11 protein-coding genes and 1 riboswitch are annotated in these 13,923 nt (G+C 70.7%); of the genes, 6 read left to right on the top strand and 5 right to left on the bottom strand.

Features of this window, described 5'->3' with window-relative positions; all coding sequences use genetic code 11:
- Positions 1-8 precede the first annotated feature (8 nt).
- On the top strand, positions 9-1,370 hold the full coding sequence (locus AB0I28_RS15850; protein WP_357493734.1) for an MFS transporter: 1,362 nt from the start codon (positions 9-11) through the stop codon (positions 1,368-1,370).
- On the opposite strand, the gene AB0I28_RS15845 is transcribed toward AB0I28_RS15850, so the two are convergent.
- The 3 genes from AB0I28_RS15845 to AB0I28_RS15835 are packed head-to-tail and all read right to left on the bottom strand — an operon-like array spanning position 1,348 to position 3,122.
- Positions 1,348-1,818: a GNAT family N-acetyltransferase gene (locus AB0I28_RS15845; protein WP_357493732.1), complete on the bottom strand. Its 471-nt coding sequence runs from the start codon at positions 1,816-1,818 to the stop codon at positions 1,348-1,350. The genes AB0I28_RS15850 and AB0I28_RS15845 overlap by 23 nt on opposite strands.
- A 40-nt stretch (positions 1,819-1,858) precedes the next feature.
- Positions 1,859-2,815 (bottom strand): hypothetical protein, encoded by a 957-nt coding sequence (locus AB0I28_RS15840; protein ID WP_357493730.1) that lies wholly within the window; start codon positions 2,813-2,815, stop codon positions 1,859-1,861.
- Between the two features lie 22 nt (positions 2,816-2,837).
- Positions 2,838-3,122 (bottom strand): metal-sensitive transcriptional regulator, encoded by a 285-nt coding sequence (locus AB0I28_RS15835; protein WP_357494277.1) that lies wholly within the window; start codon positions 3,120-3,122, stop codon positions 2,838-2,840.
- Positions 3,123-3,325: 203 nt separating this feature from the next.
- A riboswitch (cyclic di-AMP (ydaO/yuaA leader) is annotated at positions 3,326-3,484 on the top strand.
- Between the two features lie 11 nt (positions 3,485-3,495).
- Between AB0I28_RS15835 and AB0I28_RS15830 the strand changes: the two genes are divergently transcribed.
- The 3 genes from AB0I28_RS15830 to AB0I28_RS15820 all read left to right on the top strand — a co-directional run bounded on the left by AB0I28_RS15830 (position 3,496) and on the right by AB0I28_RS15820 (position 6,386).
- Entirely contained in the window at positions 3,496-4,431 is a 936-nt protein-coding gene (locus AB0I28_RS15830) for an NlpC/P60 family protein (RefSeq protein ID WP_357493728.1), read from the top strand.
- A 117-nt stretch (positions 4,432-4,548) separates the two neighbouring features.
- Positions 4,549-5,514 (top strand): NlpC/P60 family protein, encoded by a 966-nt coding sequence (locus AB0I28_RS15825; protein WP_357493726.1) that lies wholly within the window; start codon positions 4,549-4,551, stop codon positions 5,512-5,514.
- Positions 5,515-5,597: 83 nt separating this feature from the next.
- Complete coding sequence (locus AB0I28_RS15820; RefSeq protein ID WP_357493724.1) at positions 5,598-6,386, top strand: TIGR02452 family protein; 789 nt, start codon at positions 5,598-5,600, stop codon at positions 6,384-6,386.
- A 15-nt stretch (positions 6,387-6,401) separates the two neighbouring features.
- Here AB0I28_RS15820 and AB0I28_RS15815 read toward each other — a convergent pair whose 3' ends face one another.
- The gene (locus tag AB0I28_RS15815; protein ID WP_357493722.1) at positions 6,402-7,568 is read right to left on the bottom strand and encodes an MFS transporter; all 1,167 of its coding nucleotides are present in this window, start codon (positions 7,566-7,568) and stop codon (positions 6,402-6,404) included.
- A gap of 26 nt (positions 7,569-7,594) precedes the next feature.
- Here AB0I28_RS15815 and AB0I28_RS15810 point away from each other — a divergent pair, with 26 nt between their 5' ends.
- Together AB0I28_RS15810 and AB0I28_RS15805 are read left to right on the top strand one after the other, a co-directional pair.
- On the top strand, positions 7,595-7,996 hold the full coding sequence (locus tag AB0I28_RS15810) for a MerR family transcriptional regulator (protein WP_357493720.1): 402 nt from the start codon (positions 7,595-7,597) through the stop codon (positions 7,994-7,996).
- Positions 7,997-8,204: 208 nt separating this feature from the next.
- Positions 8,205-9,848, top strand: a complete 1,644-nt coding sequence (locus AB0I28_RS15805) for a beta-N-acetylhexosaminidase (protein ID WP_357493718.1) — start codon at positions 8,205-8,207, stop codon at positions 9,846-9,848.
- 649 nt (positions 9,849-10,497) lie between these two features.
- Here AB0I28_RS15805 and AB0I28_RS15800 read toward each other — a convergent pair.
- Complete coding sequence (locus tag AB0I28_RS15800) at positions 10,498-13,821, bottom strand: S8 family serine peptidase (protein WP_357493716.1); 3,324 nt, start codon at positions 13,819-13,821, stop codon at positions 10,498-10,500.
- Positions 13,822-13,923 lie beyond the last annotated feature (102 nt).

Raw genomic sequence — 13,923 nt, 5'->3', positions numbered from 1 at the left:
GAGCCGCCTTGACCACCCCGACGCTCACCAGAACCGAGACCCACACCACCACCCTCGCCATCGCCGCCGCCGCGCCCCTGCTCGTCCTGTCGGTCTACGTCGTCCCGCTCATCACGCTCCCCGAGACCGCCGCCGGCGTCGGGGCGGGCGTGACCGAGCAGACCTGGATCCTGAACGCCAACCCGCTCGGCCTCGCCGCACTGCTGCTGGTCACCGGCTCGCTCGCCGACAACCTCGGCCGCCGGCGCCTGTTCGCCTACGGCGCCGCCGCGCTCGCGGCCACCAGCGCCGTCGGCGCCCTCGCGACGACCCCCGCGCTGCTGATCGCCGCCCGCATCGGGCAGGGCGCGGCGGGCGCCGCCCTCCTCGCGGCGAGCCTCGGCATCGTCGGGCACGTCTTCGTCGACCCGATGGCCCGCGCGAAGGCCACCGGCATGTGGGCCGCCGCGCTCGGCGCCGGCCTGGCCGCCGGTCCACCGCTGGCCGGTGCGCTGACCTTGCTGAACTGGCGGGCCGTCTACTGGGTTCCCGTGGCCGGCGGCATCGCCCTGGTGATCGCCTCGCGGGCACTGCCGGAGTCGCGCGCGGGACACCGAAGCCGCACCGACCTGGCGGGCATGGCGCTGCTGGCCGCCGCACTGGTGGCGCTGCTGTCGGCGGTCACCCTCGGGCGGACCGGCTGGACCAGCCCCGAAGTACTCGGCCTGCTGGCCGCCACGGTCGTGTTCACCGCCGCCTTCGCCCTCGTCGAGTCGCGCACCGCCGAGCCGATGCTCGACCTCGCCCTGTTCCGCCAGCCGCTGTTCCTGCTGGCCACCGGAGGCGCGCTGCTCAACGGACTGGCCATCATCGGCGTCGGCAGCGTCACCGCGACCGTCTGGCAGCACGCGCACGGCTTCAGCGCCTTCGACACCTCGCTGATGTTCACGCTGTGGGCCTCGGCCTCGCTGGCCGCCGCGCTCACCGCCCGCCGGATCCCGATCCGGCCCTCACGACTGCTCGCGCTGGGCTACCTGCTCTCCTCGACGAACCTGCTGCTCCTGGGCACCGGCGCCGCCGGCGGCTGGGTCCTGTGGCGGGTGCTGCTCGGTTTCGGGCTCTCCGGGATCGGCGCCGGCCTGGTCAACGCGGCCTCGGCGCGGCTGGCCATCGACAGCGTCCCGCCGCACCGCGCCGGGATGGGGTCGGGCGCCAACAACACCGCCCGCTACATCGGTTCCTCGGTGGGCGTCGCGGTGGCCATCTCGACCCTCAGCTCACTGGGCTGGGACGCGGGAATGGACCGGATGCTGATCGTCGGCGTCGCGATGCTGCTGGCCGGCGCCGTCATCGCCTTCGCGGCGAAGGTCAGGGCCGGCACCACTCCATGATGTGACCGGTGGCCTCGAAGCGCTCGTTCCCGGCGAGCTTGCCGACCCGCGTCTCGACGACGGCGAAGCCCTCGGCCAGGTACAGCGCAAAAGCCGCGGGATTGCCGTCGAGGACGGTGGTCTCGACGCGCTCGTCGCCCGACGCGGCGAGCGCGTGGCGCAGCAGGGCCCGGCCGACGCCGCTGCGGTAGCGGCCGGGATCGACATAGAGCCAGGTGAGTTCGCCCTCGTCGTAGGCGGCGAAGCCGGCCACCTCTCCGTCCACTGTGGCCACCCAGAGGTCGCCGTCGAAGAGGCCTTCCTCCTCGGCGGTCGCCTCAAGGGTCAAGAAGGCCTCGACGCCGGCGGAGTCGCGCAGCTCGTCGAGCCGGGCTGCGTCGTGGATGCGGGAGACGGCGGGCCAGTCGTCATCGGCGTAGGCGCGGATGACGGGTGCCGAGGGGAGCATCCGGCCATGCTCGCCGCACTTGGCGGCGGCGGCAAGCGGATTACTCGACCACGACGACGTAGTCGGCGGTGTGGACCTTCCCGTCGACCTGGAAGTCGAGGTAGAGGCGGTAGGTGCCCGGGGTCGGCGCGGTGACCCAGAACTTCACGGCCCCGTCGAACAACTGGGGTTCGGGGTGGACGTGCACGAAGCCGAGGTCGCCGTCGCGCAGGGCCACGAGGTGGCCGAAGGCGCCGAGGTAGGGCTGGAGTCCGACCGGCCGCCCGTCGCGGGTCACGGTGAACAGGACCGGGCTGGCGACGCCAGGTGTGGCGGTGCCCGACATCGCGGCGGTCAAACCGTCCACAGTCGACTCGACGGCCGGGGCCGGGAGCTTCTCGGGGCGGTAGTCGCCGGAGACGGCGAGGTCGGCGCCGAGGGTGACCGCGGTCTGGGTGCCGGCGGCGTCGATCGCGGTGAAGTCGGCGTACATGCGGTAGGGGCCGGGGTCGGCGAGGGCCGCCTCGACGCTCCACGTTCCGTCGGGGGCCATCTCCGGGTGCAGGTGCCGGTAGTCGCCGAAGTCGCGGCGGACAACGAAGAAGTGCATGGACTTCTCGTGCACGACGGCGAACTCGGTGGCCGGTGTGCCGTCGGCGCGCAGGATCTGGAAGGAGATCGACTGCGGATCGCCGGCGGCGCCGAACTCGTCGGCGGCGGGGGCGAGGGTGTAGCCGGAGGCGGAGATCTCCAGGCCGCCGAGCGCGGGCGCGCCGCCGGCGGAGCCGCCCGCGCCGATGGTGCCGCCGTGGATGTGGCCGTCGGCGGCGACGACGGGTCCGCCGCCCTGCGGTGGGGCGGCGGCGCTCTGGTCGCCGGCGTTCTGCCCGGGATCGCCGGGGTAGGTGGACACCGGGCCGAGGACACGGCCGACGCCGACGCCCATCAGGACGGCGAGCACGAGCACGCCGACGTAGATGGGCAGCTTCGGATCTACTTTCCTGCCGCCGGTCTTCATGGGGTGAAGGGTACGCAGAGCGCTAGGAGCGAACGAGCCGGGCGATCGCGTCGGAGGCCTCTTTCACTTTCGCCGCGGCGGCGTCGGCATCGGTGCCGGCCTCCATGACGCAGTGGCCGATATGGCCTTCGAGCAGACTCACGGCGACGGCTTTGAGCGCTTTGTCGGCCGCCGAGATCTGGGTGAGGATGTCGATGCAGTACTCGTCGCCCTCGACCATGCGCTGGAGTCCGCGGACCTGCCCTTCGATCCGGCGAAGCCGCGAAAGGAGCGCCTTCTTGTCCGTGCTGTACCAATAGTCCGCCATGCCGCTCACCTCTGCATTTTCGCCGTCCGTATACCCCACCCCCCTATCGTACACGACCGCAGGGGGTCATCCTCGCAGTACGATGCGCCCACGGGCTGTGCCATTCGAGGGATTGAAGTACGTCACGACTTGATATCGACCGTCGACTCACCCTACTCTTGGGCTCCGTCAGCCCGGACCCCTTGCCACCACCCCGGTGACACCGGGCGACACCGCCGAATCACCGACGCTCACGCGCCACCCCCAGGTGAACCGGGGAACCACGCCATTGGGGCGAATCCTGCCGCACAACGCAGGTAGGGCGATGCTTCTTCCCGCCCGAGCCCGTCAGCTAACCCGGTAGGCGGTTCGAGGAAGAAGGAGCCGACCACCGGTGCGAATCCGTTATGTCGCCCTGGCCGCGGCAGCGGCAGCTCTTGCGCTGCTGTTCACCGCAAGCCCCGCACATGCGGACCCCAGCCTCGACGAGATCGAAGAACAGGTCGAGAAAAAGGGCGACGAGCTAGAGAAGATCACCGAGCAGTACAACGCCGCCCGGGAGAATCTCAAGAAGGCCGAGAAGCGCCAAAAAGAGATCGAGAAGGCGCTGATCCCCCTGGCCGAGTCGGTCGCCGCCGCGCAAGATGAGGTCGACGCGATCGCTTCGAGCACCTATACCGGCGGCAACCTCAGCCAGGTCAACATCATGCTGTCGGGCTCCCCCGACGAGACGATCGAGCGACTCTCGCTGATCAGTCAACTCGGGCAGACGCAGATCTCCGAGATCCGCTCCTTCAACGAGGCCACCACCGCCCTCCACACCGAGGAGGAGTCGCTGGCGACCACGATCAAGGAGCAGGAGGATCTCAAGAAGGAGATCAAGGAGAAGAAGGACAAGATCGAGGGCGACCTCGACGAACTGCTCGCCATGCAAGACCAGCTGGCGCCGCCGCCCAGCGGCCCCGGCAAGCCCCCGCCGCCCAGCGGCCGCGCGGGCGACGCGGTGCAGTTCGCCTACGACCAGATCGGCGAACCCTACGGCTACGGCGATGCCGGTCCGGGCTCATGGGACTGCTCCGGTCTGACCCAAGGCGCCTGGGGAGCGGCGGGCGTCGGCCTGTCGCACAACACGAACATGCAGTGGAACGAGGTCCCGCACGTGAGCCGCGACGAACTCGCCCCCGGTGACCTGGTGTTCTACAACGGACTCAGCCATGTCGCCATCTATGCCGGCGAGAACGTCATCGTGCACGCCCCACAACCGGGGCAGTCGGTGACGACCGCACCGCTCGACTCCATGTCGATCGACGGATTCGGCCGGCCCAGCTAGACCCGTTCGCACGAACCCGGACACCTCGTCTCAAAGCAACCCGGGGGTGGTACGCTACGGCGCTGACCCCACACAACCTGTCACCACCCCCGGGGACCTTTGAAGGAGCCGGTCATCATGACCACTCCGGTGCCGACCCGGTATCTCGCAACAATCTCCAGACTCCTGTTCACCGGCGCGGTCGTCACCGCGCTCGCCCTTTCTCCGTCGGCGGCGCATGCCGACCCCACATTGGACGAACAGATCGACACCGCTTCCCACGACCTCGAAGTCGTCGTGGAGCAGTACAACAAGGCCGCCGAGGAACTCGACGCGGTCAACGAGCGCTCCGAGGAGATCGACAACGCCCTCGGCCCGCTGCGCGAACTCATGGCCGCCAACGACGACAACCTCAGCGCGATCGCCATGCACTACTACCAGACCGGCGGTCTGAGCCAGCTCAACGCGATGCTCTCCGGTCACGCCGACGAGCTCGCCGAGCGCCTCACGACGCTGGACTTCCTGGCCTGGCAGGAGGACCGCGAACTCACCGGACTCCTGGAGACCCAGCGGGCCCTGGAGTCGGAGCGGACCACCATCGCCGAACTGCGCGTCGAGAAGGAGCGCCTGGAGAAGGAGCTCGCCGAGAAGCGCGGCACGATCGAGACCGAACTCTCCCGGCTGACGACGCTGCGCGACGGCGCCTCCTTCACCTACAACGAGGGCCGCACCTACACACTGGGCTCACTGCCCGCCGGTGGCGACGGCTCCGAGGCGGTCCGGTACGCCCACAGCGCGCTGGGCACCCCCTACCAGTGGGGCGGGTCCTCGCCGGGCGGTTACGACTGCTCGGGGCTGACCTCGGCGGCGTGGAGCAGTGCCGGCGTGGCCCTGCCGCACAACGCGGCCATGCAATGGGACTCGGTCCGCAAGGTCGACCGCGACGCGGTCAAACCGGGCGACCTGGTCTTCTACTACAACGACATCCACCACGTCGGCATCTACGCCGGCGAAGGGAAGATCATCCACGCGCCCGAAGCCGGGCAGAACGTCCGGGTGTCCCCTGTGGACTCCATGCCGGTGTACGGCTTCGGCAGGCCCTGACGACGAGCGAGGACGCGCCCCGGCCACCTGGTCGGGGCGTTTTCTCGTTGTGCGGCCGGCGATGCGGCGCATAGCCTGCGGGCATGAGCGGCAGACTGCGCGAGATCGCCCGCCGGACCGTCGAGATCGCCGAGGCCGGCTGCTACGAGACCCCCTCGGGACGCACGATGGACATCGACGTCGCGGGTGCCGTCCGCGAGACCAGGTGCCACGAACCCGGGGACTCACCGCGGCCGAGCGGATCGCGGGCCGAGCCGGTCGTCGAGGTCACCGCGGAGTCCACTTTGGAGGCAGCGCGGCGGCTGGCGCCCGACGTCGCCGCCCTCGTGTTCGCGTCGGCCAAGAACCCCGGGGGCGGCTTCCTGGGGGGCGCGCAGGCCCAGGAGGAGGCCGTGGCGCGGTCGTCGGGGCTGTACCCGTGTCTGCTGACCCAGCCGGAGTTCTACGCCTTCCACCGGGCACAGGGCGACCTGCGCTACAGCGACCGCGTGATCCACTCCCCCGCCGTCCCGGTGTTCCGCGACGACAAGGGCCGCCTGCTCGAAGAGCCCTACGAGGCGAGCTTCCTGACCTCGGCGGCCCCCAACCTCGGCGCCGTCGAACGCAACACGCCGCACCTGGCCGCGTCGGTGCCCGAAGTCCTGCGCCGCCGCGCCGAACGCGTGCTCACCGTCGCCGCCGCACACGGGCACCGGGTACTGGTGTTGGGTGCGTGGGGATGCGGAGTCTTCCGCAACGACCCGGCGGTGGTCGCGGGCGCCTTCGCGCAAGGCCTGGCGGCGGTGCCGTACTTCGACCGCGTGGTGTTCGGGATCTACGGCGGCGGGGCGGCGCTGGAGGCGTTCGAGGGGGTGTTCGGCGGCCGGGACTGACCGCCGAACCAGAGCTCAGACCGCGACGGGCACCCGCCTTTCTCGTGGCGCCACCCCCAAGGCCACCACCGCGAACACCACGCCCGCCAGCCCGGCCCATCGCAGGTCCCACGCCGCCACGACCACGCCCGCCGAGGCGGCCGCGAGCGCGTGGCCGCCCATGAAGGCCGATACGTTCACCGCCAGCGCGAGGCTGGATCCGCCGGTCCTTCGCGACATCAGCGACTGGAGGGGCGCGGCGAGGGCGTTGGCGACCGCGCCGAGCAGCAGGATCTCGGCGATCGCGGTGGCCTGCATGGTCAGCGCGAAGGGAGCCGCCGCCAGGAGCAGCGCCGTCGCGCCGAGGACGGTGAACAGGGTGCGGCCGAGGTCGCGGTCGGCGGCACGGCCGGCGACGAGGTTGCCGACGAATCCACCGGCGCCGTATCCGAGCAGCAGCAGGGGAACCGCGCCCGCGGTGAAACCGGCCAGCTCGGTCGCCGAGGGTGCCAGGTAGACGAAGACCGACGACACGGCGGCCTGGCTCAGCACGGTCAGCAGAAGCACCCGGCGGGTGTCGCGGCCGGCCAGGACCCGCAGCTCCCGGGCGACGGTGGACTCCGGTCGCGGTGTCCTGGGAACCAGCAGCGCCAAGGGGATCAGGCTGAGCGCGCCCATGACCGCCACCGCGAGGAACGGCGAGCGCCAGCCGTACTCCTGCCCCAGGAAGGTGCCCAGCGGGGATCCGAGGACCGTGGCCAGGGTCAAGCCGGTCGACATGATCGCGAAGGCCGTCCCGATGCGTTGCGGGGCGACGATCTTGGCGCCGGTGGTGAGCGCCGAGGCGAAGAGGGTGGCCTGGGCCAGTGCGGAGATGACGCGGCCGGCGAGGAGCTGGCCGTAGCCGTCGGCGGTGGCGCAGACTACGGCGCCGGCGACGAACAGGGCGGTCAGCGCGAGCATCAGTCCCTTGCGGGGCAGGCGGGTCGTCGCCACGGTGAGCAGCGGGCCGCCGATCAGGACGGTGAGGGCGTAGCCGGTGACGAGCTGCCCGGCCGCCGCGGTGCCGACGCCGAGGGAGCCGGACAGTTCGGTGAGCATTCCGGCGACGAGGTACTCGGCCGTCCCGGAGACGAAGATCGCGGCGGCGAGCGCGAGCAGGGTCGGCAGCGCGGGCCGGATCGAGGGGGTTGGTGGGTTCACCGGCCGAACGCTAAAGTCTGACATCCATGTCAGAGTCCATGTTCTGTGACGGAGGTCTCGCGATACGGATCGGCGAGCTCGCCCGGCGGACGGGCGTCGCGGTGCGGCTGCTGCGTTACTACGAGCAGCAGGGTCTGCTGTCGCCGCGGCGGCTGCCCAGCGGGTACCGGGTGTACGACGAGGGCGCGGTCGAGCGGGTCGGGCGGATCCGGGTGCTGCTGGCGGCGGGACTCTCGACGTGCGTGATCGCGCGGGTGCTGCCGTGCGTGCGGGAAGGGGATTCCGGCAGCTGGCTCATCGCGTGCGAGGAGTTGCGCGAGCGGCTTTCGGTCGAGCGGGAGCGGATCGACGGTGCGATCGAGGCGATGGTGCGCACGCGGGAGATCCTCGACGGTGTGCTGGCCGTCGCGGAGGTCTCGCCCGCGTGACCAGCGCCGAGACGCGAAACGGATGCTGGGCGCACGAGGTCGTGTACGGACCGAAACGAATGATCAACACTTACCAATGTTAAACATTTCAGATTCTGGACTATTTCCCGACGAGGTCTGGTCCGGGCCCGCGATCGTGACGTACGGTGTGCCGAACTGATCCCTGCCCGCACAAACATCCCCTGGGGTGATCATGTCTTTGGCGCTGGTGCCACAGCCTCTGTCCGTCACCGAGAATTCCGGAAGCTTCACTCTCGACGGGGGCGTCTCGATCGTCGCCTCCGGTGAGGCGAGCGGCCCCGCCTGGCTGCTGCACGACGTGCTGCGCGCCGGAACCGGCCTGCCGCTGCCGGTGCTGCCGTCGTCGGACGGTCCCGTCATCACCTTGTCGATCGAGGGCGAGGCCGCCGACTATCCGTCGATCGCCGCCGAGCGCTACACCCTCGACGTGGACGCCGACGGCGTCCGCCTCACCGCCGCGCACCCCGCCGGGCTCGCCCGCGCGGTGCAGACGCTGCGCCAGCTGCTTCCCGCCGACACCCTGCGGGCCGGCGCGGTGCGCAGCGGAAGCGCCGTCGAGGTGCCCGCGGTGTCCATCGTGGACGAACCGCGCTTCGCCTGGCGCGGCGTGATGCTGGACCTCGCCCGGCACTTCCTGCCGAAGGTCGACGTGCTGCGCCAGATCGACCTGGCCGCGCTGCACCAGCTCAACGTCGTGCACCTGCACCTCACCGAGGACCAGGGCTGGCGCATCGAGGTACCGGGCTGGCCGAAGCTGACCGAGACCGCGTCCTGGCGGCCCGAGACCGTCGTCGGCCACGCGGGCAAGCCGCAGGGCTACGACGGGACCCCGCACGGCGGTTACTACACCCGCGAGGACCTGCGCGAGATCGTCTCCTACGCCGCCGAGCGGCACGTGACGGTCGTGCCGGAGATCGACCTGCCCGGCCACGTCCGCTCGGTGCTGGCCGCCTATCCGGAACTGGGCAACCAGGACGTCCCCGGCCGCGAGGACAAGGGCGTGGCCACCACCTTCGGCATCTTCCCCGAGGTGCTGGCGCCGACCGACGAGTCGATCCGCTTCATCAAGGACGTGCTCGACGTCGTCATCGAGGTCTTCCCTTCCCCGTACATCCACATCGGCGGCGACGAGGTCCCGCGCACCGAGTGGCGTGAATCCCCGGCGGCGCAGGCGAAGGCGGCCGAGCTCGGGCTGGCCTCCACCGACCTGATCCAGTCGTGGTTCACCAAGATCATGGGCGAGCACCTGACCGCCGCCGGGCGCACGATGATCGGCTGGGACGAGATCCTCGACGGCGGGGCGCCCTCCGACGCCGCGGTCATGGTGTGGCGCGACTTCTCGATCGCGGCCAAGGCCCTCCAAGCCGGGCACTCGGTCGTCATCGCGCCCCACGACGAGGTCTACCTGAACTACTACGCCTCGGACGACGCCGAGGAGCCGCTGCACATCTTCGGCCTCAACACCCTTGAGGGCATCGCCGAGTTCGAGCCGATTCCCGAGGGCCACACCGCCGACGGCGTCCTCGGCCTCCAGGCCGAGCTGTGGAGCGAGTACATCCCGACCCGCCTCGCCCTGGAGTACTGCGCCTACCCGCGCCTGGCCGTCGTCGCCGACGTCGCCTGGGGCGGCAAGGAAGCACGCGCCGCCGCGCCAGTCCTGGACCGCCTCGCGGTGCACGTCGAGCGCCTCGACGCCCTCGGCGTCAACTACCGCCCCCTCGCCGGCCCTCTGCCGTGGCAGAAGGGCGGCACGGGGCGCCGCGCCCGCGTCGAGCGTCCCTACGAGAACCTGGACGACCACCACGAGAAGCTGAACCTGCCGCCGATCTAGCGGCGACGGCGTGACGAAGGGCCACCGGTGCGCCGGTGGCCCTTCTGCCTTGTGCGGCGGCGAACCCCCGCCACCGCACCCGGTCGGGCGCTGGTGCAGCCCGAACGACCGGATCATGGTCCCCCTTGCCGGCACCGGTGTGAACGGACCCGCCGAGGCAGGCGCCCCGTCCGGGAGCGTGACCGTCGCCGGGCCGAGTAAGGCGCCGCGGCGTGACACGAAGAGAGGGCACGCCTCCGGCAGGCGTGCCCTCTGTCGCGTCCTCCCGGCCCACCCGGTGAACGCGCTATCCGGAAAAAGCTTCAGCACAGGACCCGGCCGGCCCTGAGCGAGGTCACCACCGCGATCCGCGCGGTGGAGTCCACTGTGGATCGGTGCGGCGAACCGGCGACGGCCTTCGACATCGCCACGGCCCGCTCACCCCCTCCGGACTTCCCCTCGACATATGAAACGTGGACGGAGGGTGATTCGGTTGCCCTCGGCGCCCGGCGAAATCGCCGGACCCTCGAGAGCAGCGCCGAAACGGGTGGTGGATCCGCCGCGTCGCGGCGGATCCACCCTGGTCGAAGGAGGGCGCGCCCCCCGCCCGGCGGCGCGCCCTCCACGACGTGCCGGCCGGCCCACCCGTCCGGCACGTCAAGGGATGTGGCTATTTCAGGCCGTAGGCCTTGATGGTGGTGTGCGAGGAGCGCAGCCCGGCGTTGTCGGTCACCGTGAGGCGAGTGGACACCGATTTGGCACCGGCGGGGTGCTTGAGCGTGGCGGTGGCGTGATCGCCGGTCCGGCTGATCGTCACCGTCTTCCACGTCTCGCCCTCGTCGTAGGACACCTCGAACCGCAGGCTCTTGGTGCCCGGGCTGACCTCCGCCGAGTGCTCGACGTCGAGAGTGACCGCCTGCGTCTTCGCCACCGGCGCGAAGCCGTCGGCGACACCGGCCGCACCGAAGCGCACCGCGCTGAGACCCACCGTCGTCCAGACGTCGGGATCGCTCGGCTCGCTCGTGAAGGTCCACTCACCGCTCGACTTCGTCCCGATCGCCGACCACGCCACGTTTCGCGTGGTCTCGCACTTGAGCGTGAAGGTCCCGCCCAGTCCGGCCGGCAGGTCGAAGTCGGCGACGCACGGATCCTGCGTGCTGTCGACGACCACACCGTCCTTGAGGAGCGTGGTGGTACCGGTGACGCCCGCGGTCCAGAACGAGTGGGTCACCAGCGACGCGCTGGGCCCGCTGTACATCGGGATCGCCAGCGACAGCCAGTCACCCGCCCGGTAGACGCCGTAGTCGACCAGCGTCGGCCCGAGCGGCGCCTGGTTGTAGTTCACCGTTCGCGGAGTCGTGCGGACGGCCGATCGCGTGGAGGCCTCGACGTCGAAGTTCTCGATGTCGCCGATCTCCATGTCGCTTCGCCACGACCAGATGCCGTCACCGGGGGTGAAGTACTCCAGGACCGTCGACGGCACCGCGACCTCGACGCCGTAGGCCCCGATCATCACGCCGGCACCGGGCGCGAAGGGGAAGTCGGTGCGAAGCGAGCTCGCCTTGACGCCCTGCGAGTGGTAGACCGCCTTCTCCCGGACGACCTCGCTGTCCTTGATCCGCTTCACGGTTCCCTTGGGCAGCTTGCCCTCGGTCTCGAAGTACAGGTTGTAGCGGTAGGGCTGCGCGGCACCGGCCGGGCTGACCAGAAGCGGGTGCTCGGAGTACCAGAAGTCCTTGCTGGCCAGCAGCGGCGTCTCGACCACGAACGCGGCCTCGCCGGGCGCGATGCTGGCGTCGGCGTGGAACGCGGCGGTCTCGTCATGCGACCACGCCGACAGCGAGACGATGTCGCTGTCGAACTTCTCGTCGGTCCGGTCGGCGAGCCCGACGCTGTGGCGCGTCGCCTTCGTGGCGTCCCACAGGGTCGTGACGTCGGAGTGCGCGACGGTCACGTCGGTCGCCAGCGCCACCGCCGAGGGGGTGGTGCCGTCGCTGTAGATGGAGCCCATGAACTCGTAGGTTCCCGGCGGGACCCGGACCTTGAGCTCGTTGTCGGCGTCGAGGTCGCCGAGGAAGTCGCCGTCCCCGTTCTCCACGTTGAAGAAGAAGCCGCCGAGGTAGTCGACGCTCTCTCCCGCGCGGGGCTTCACCTTCAGCGTGATGTCGTGCATCTCGGGCTCAAGGACGCCGCCGGCGGCGGTGCGCACGACCTCGTCGCCGCCGGTCGCGGTGATCACACCGCTGTAGGCGCCGGCCGGGGATCCCGCCAGCGGGTTGAACGTCACGGTGACCTCGGCGCTGCCACCGGGGGCGATGGTGACGCTCGACTTGTCCACCGTGTACAAACCGGCCGGTGCGGGAGTGCCGTCGGTGGTGCTCGCGGCGACGTCCAGCGCCAGGGTGATCTCGGCGGCCGAGGAGTTGGTGTAGGTGAGCTTCTTGCTCACCCCGGGCTGGCCGTGCGGGAAGGCGAACTTGCCGAAGCTGAGGCTGGCCACGTCCGTGGTCACCTCGGCGACGACACCGCGGCCGATGTCGAGACGCCCGGCGCCGAGCTGGTAGATCGACAGGCCGTCGAGTCCCTTGGCGCTGCTCATGAGCGCCGACTTCAGCTGACGCGCGGTCCAGTCGGGGTGCGCCTGCTTGAGCAGCGCGGCGGCACCGGCGACGTGCGGCGTGGCCATCGAGGTCCCGCTGGCGCCGAAGTAGTAGTCGTCGACGGGCATCGGGCCCTCGGTGCCCGCGGCGCGGGCGGCGACGATGTCACTGCCGGGCGCGGCGATGTCGGGCTTGACGGCGCCGTCACCGAAACGCGGTCCCTGGCTGGAGAAGCCGGAGAGCGTGTCCTGCTTGGTGACGCTGCCGACGGCGAGGGCCTCGTCGGCCGTCGCCGGGCTGGAGACCCCCTCGACCGAGCCGTCGTTGCCGGCGGCGATCACGAAGAGGGTGCCGGAGGCCAGCGAGATCTCGTTGACCGCCTCCGACAGCGGGTCGGTCCCGTCGGTGGGGCCGCCGCCGATGCTCAGGTTCGCCGCGGCGGCGCCGTTGTCGGCCGCCCACTGCATGCCCGCGATGATCGAGCTGTCCTCGCAGAACCCGTCGTCGGTGCAGACCTTGCCGATGATGAGCTCGGCGTCGGGCGCAACACCCTTGTACTTACCGTTCGAGGCCGCGCCGGTACCGGCCACAGTGGACGCCACGTGCGTCCCGTGCCCGTATCCGTCGATGGCCCCGGGGGAGGTTCCGGTGAAGTCCTGGGCCGCGGTCACCTTGCCCTGGAAGTCGGGGTGGGTGGGGTCGTAGCCGGTGTCGAGGACGGCGATGGTCACGCCGGTTCCCGTGTACCCCGCCTCCCACGCCTCGGGTCCGCCGACCTGCGGGACGCTCTGGTCGAGCAGCAGCTTCGACTTCCCGTCGAGCCACACGTGCTTGTAGCCGTAGGAGAGCTCGCCCGAGCGATCGTCGGCGACCAGCCGGTCCCAGACGCCGACGGCGTCCTCTGTGGACACCGCGTAGGCGCCGGCGTCGATGCTGTCGAGGTCGGCGGTGCGGCCGGCTCCGGCGAGGGACTTCTCGGCCCGCGCCTTCTCGTCGTACTGGACGATCAGCGGAAGCGAGGGCGCGTCGGCGAAACCGTCGCGGGCCAGCGCGGTCACGTTGAACAGACGCCGGTCGAGCTTCCCGCTCGCCAGCAGGGCGCCGGCGTCGCGCGGAACGACGTACAGGTCGGTGACACCGTCGCGGGTCACGCTGGTCCGGCCGTAACCGACGCCCTCACGGCCTTCGCCGGGAATGAAGGAGAAGCGGTTGCCGCCCTGGAGTAAAACGGTGTCGCCGGTGACCAGGGTGATGGCCTGGGTCGCCTGCGACGGGTCGAGGGCGTCGGCCGCGTCGAGCGACGCGGGCCGGTCGGGCTCGGCCGCGTTGGCGACGCCGCCGCCGACAAGCAGCGCGGTCACCCCCGCGGTCGCGATCACGGAGCGAATCTTCAAGTTGAACTCCCCAGTCAGCTTGGTGGATCCCGAGGGCTCGATGCCCACGAAGCACAGACGCCGATTTTGGTACCGAAGGTTGCCGTAAGGTCGCCGAAAAGT

Origin of the sequence: Phytomonospora sp. NPDC050363 (assembly GCF_040655735.1) — a bacterium.
In the GTDB taxonomy this organism is placed as follows: domain Bacteria; phylum Actinomycetota; class Actinomycetes; order Mycobacteriales; family Micromonosporaceae; genus Phytomonospora.
This window is presented reverse-complemented; position numbering and strand designations above follow the sequence as displayed.